The 3,063-nt window shown below is 51.0% G+C and carries 3 protein-coding genes; all 3 read right to left on the bottom strand.

Annotated features, from left to right (window positions below; genetic code table 11):
• Positions 1-333: 333 nt before the first annotated feature.
• The 3 genes from HC022_RS22700 to HC022_RS22690 all read right to left on the bottom strand — a co-directional run bounded on the left by HC022_RS22700 (position 334) and on the right by HC022_RS22690 (position 2,280).
• Complete coding sequence (locus tag HC022_RS22700) at positions 334-594, bottom strand: hypothetical protein (protein WP_167453915.1); 261 nt, start codon at positions 592-594, stop codon at positions 334-336.
• A 252-nt stretch (positions 595-846) separates the two neighbouring features.
• On the bottom strand, positions 847-1,761 hold the full coding sequence (locus HC022_RS22695; RefSeq protein ID WP_167453914.1) for a hypothetical protein: 915 nt from the start codon (positions 1,759-1,761) through the stop codon (positions 847-849).
• A 30-nt stretch (positions 1,762-1,791) separates the two neighbouring features.
• Positions 1,792-2,280, bottom strand: coding sequence for a restriction endonuclease (locus HC022_RS22690; RefSeq protein ID WP_167453913.1), 489 nt, complete (start codon positions 2,278-2,280; stop codon positions 1,792-1,794).
• Positions 2,281-3,063: the final 783 nt, after the last annotated feature.

Genomic DNA, 3,063 nt, shown 5'->3' with positions numbered 1-3,063 from the left:
TCTCCATGCTACTTCTCCAACTTGCAGACATAGGCAAAGCCTAACCTGCTGGGTGAAGCAGCCGGTACATCCCATTACCGGACCTTCACACCAGGCGTCGCGGATGACCGGTCCCAGCCCTTTGCCGACATTCATGCGCGGCGTAGCAACCAGACGCTGCAGGCCCATTGCCTCCGGCCTCGGTAAACACCGGAGAACTAGCAAGACCAACTGAAATTGATCACGTTCGTCGGGCCTGCAGTGTCTAAGGTCCGCATTCCGCCTTCTCCGAATGTGAGCGAAAGTCCCTTATATCGAAGGGAGCGCGCAACGGATCACCGTTGCGCGGATAAACTAAATTGAAGCACTCACCTGACCTTCCGTACTTTCGTCAAGCAACGGGTAGATATCTTCTGGAGGTAGCTCCCAGTCTAGCCCGTTAGTTGAACGAGCCTGCTCAGCCAACATCCGAACCTGATAACCCTGTTCGGCAGTTTTCAATCGCTCAATTGCTTTAGAAAGCGCCTCGCTTTTCTTTTCATCGACGTGAATTAGCGAAGTAAGGAGCTGGTAGTTCGTGTCATCATCCGCATTTACACCATTTGAAATGCTCAAGAAGTCAATTACCCGAGCCGGATTGTCCCATATACGCGAGACAGGCCTTCGACCACATCTATGACCACCTTATCCCAAGTTGCCATAATGTACCCAGCGTCATCGTGCTCCCTAATGTATGTGCAGACGCGAGCGTCATGCTCGATAAGAACTTTAGGGTCGTACCGTTTCTCGTGCGCTATTTGTTTAAATATCTCAACATCATAATCGCCATCTCGCACAATTGATACTCCAAAGTCATTTAGCAATGGCTCAATTCTGTTCTCTATTTTTTTGCAAACCGGCGCCATTCCTTATTCCAAAGAACGAAAGAAAATCAAGCAGCGATAATTGCCGGCCCTGTTCCCTCTCGATCTCCGCTATATGAGTGTAGTGACTAAGGTAAGCATTGCCAGATCCAGTCAAAGAGGAGCGAGCCACATCAGGCAGAGCTTCGTGAACTGGTTGAAAATCTAGCGCCTTTTTCCCATGAAATGTCATTTCGTTAAGATAGCTCTTTGGAACTGCGAGCTTAATCCCGTGCGATTTACAGGCTTTAATCAGAGCCGCGGCTGCTGTTCCATATCTCGAATGCGCGTGCCCGAAAGATAAGCCACACAAAATAGGCATTGCTACGCTTGCATCAAGCAATACGGTTAGATCCGTCCTTCGCCCCAACGCCCTATAGATATCGAACGTATTGGACTTGCATATGTGGTCTAGCGTTTCGCCATATTGCTTGAGCTTCGCGGTTTCGCATTTCGCAAGGCATTCATAAACTTTGGTGCGGCGACGCGACAAGTCATGTTGAGAAATGAAATGCCTTAGCTCCTCCTCCCGAACACCCGATGCATTGAACTCCCCGTTACGCAACAGTATTTCAATTCCCAAGTTCAACAATTTTTCTGCGGAACCCTCTTCCAGTCCCAGCTCAGATTTTATCGATCCAATATCAATTAATCTAGCCGACAGAAGGTTCTTTTCCGCGACGTCCATCTTCTCGCCTTCCGCCTCAGACAGACTGATATCAGCTTTCCTTCCAACAATTTTTCCCGCACCGCGCAGTCTAGAAATTGAAGATTCTACCAATCTATCAGCCACCGCCCAAGGGAGCGCCTTAGACGCTTTGGCCACCAACTGTTCTTCTGCGATCCTTCCTTTCTGTCGGATTATTGACTTGACGTTCACATCAATTATTTCCCTCCGAAGCTCTTCCGCCTAACTTGAGAAAAGAAGCATTGAGCTTAAAGCCACCTCTTTCGGGTCAGCGCTTATCTCTTTAGGAATCTCAAGATGAAGAATTTCATGCGTCTTAGAGAGCGAGCCTGGCCGGGAAAGGGAAGTGGAAATTCTATTTAAATCGTGAATACTAGCATCCACGTCGCCGGCGAATTTATATTTGGACGTCAGAAAATCTTGCTCTGCAGATTGAGATATCGCTCTATTTGTAATGTAAACGACGTGCTTCAATCCCTGACTTTTCGCGTGGGCCGCCTCATCATTTACTTTATTTTCCCAATCCTTCCGAACACTTATCTGGATGATTAAGTCATTTCGATCGGATATTACATCTCTTCCGCCATCCCCGGGTCCGTCAACAACAGAAAGACCAGTATACCCTAGACCCTCTAAGTAAAGCGTTGCTATCTGGTAGAATGCCTTTTCCTCGAGCACTCCAATTGCTTTCCTTATGACTGGAAGATACATGCAAAATCCTTTATCCGGAACGTGGTCGCAGGCTGGTGCGTGTCCAGTTTAGTGTGGTCAGTGGCACCTTTAGTCAACTGCGCCTGACACCTGTAAGCGCCATCTCTCGTGAGTACTAAAGCATCTGTCCGCTGTGATCCACTTTAAGCAGTTGCTCTGATACCGACCTTCTTGTGGCTACGAGACAAAGGGTAAAGTCAATACGAGTGTTGCATACTGCACTTCATTTCGAGGGTATCGCCGATGGTGGACGTCCGTGTTCGACCGTTGGCATCCAGAGAGTGTGACACTGCAGGAATCGCTCTATGCGCGTCGCTTCCGTTTGTCCAACACGCAGCGAACGTCGGCTTCCCGCCGTTCGTGTCGGCGCCTGGCGTCAAACCGCGGCAAGCACGGAGGTCTGCTCAGCGCTGCCTGTGCGGCAGCTTCGGACGCTGGCCAGCAGGTCGCGATCCATGCCACGCTTTGAAGGGGAGTTGACAGCACGGCGGTGTGATTCCTATGTTCGCCGGAACAGGCCTCATGCTCCGAGTGCTCTCCCGCGGAGGGACAGATACCGGAGCGGGTGGGCGGCGGGGATTGGTTGAACGCCACGTCCGACACGCCTTCACTGTGTTCCGAGCCCCGCCCTCGTGCGGGGCTTTTTCGTTTTCAAGCTATGGGCATCGATCTGTTCATCATGCCGGAAGCGGTGCCCCGCCATGCGTAAGCTCTGCAGCGCGCCCGGCTGCGAAGAGATCGCGCTGCCAGGCAGGCCGCGCTGCGCTTTTCATCAGGCGGAGC

It is taken from the genome of Salipiger sp. HF18 (assembly GCF_011806505.1).
GTDB classification, from domain to species: domain Bacteria; phylum Pseudomonadota; class Alphaproteobacteria; order Rhodobacterales; family Rhodobacteraceae; genus Salipiger; species Salipiger thiooxidans.
This window is presented reverse-complemented; position numbering and strand designations above follow the sequence as displayed.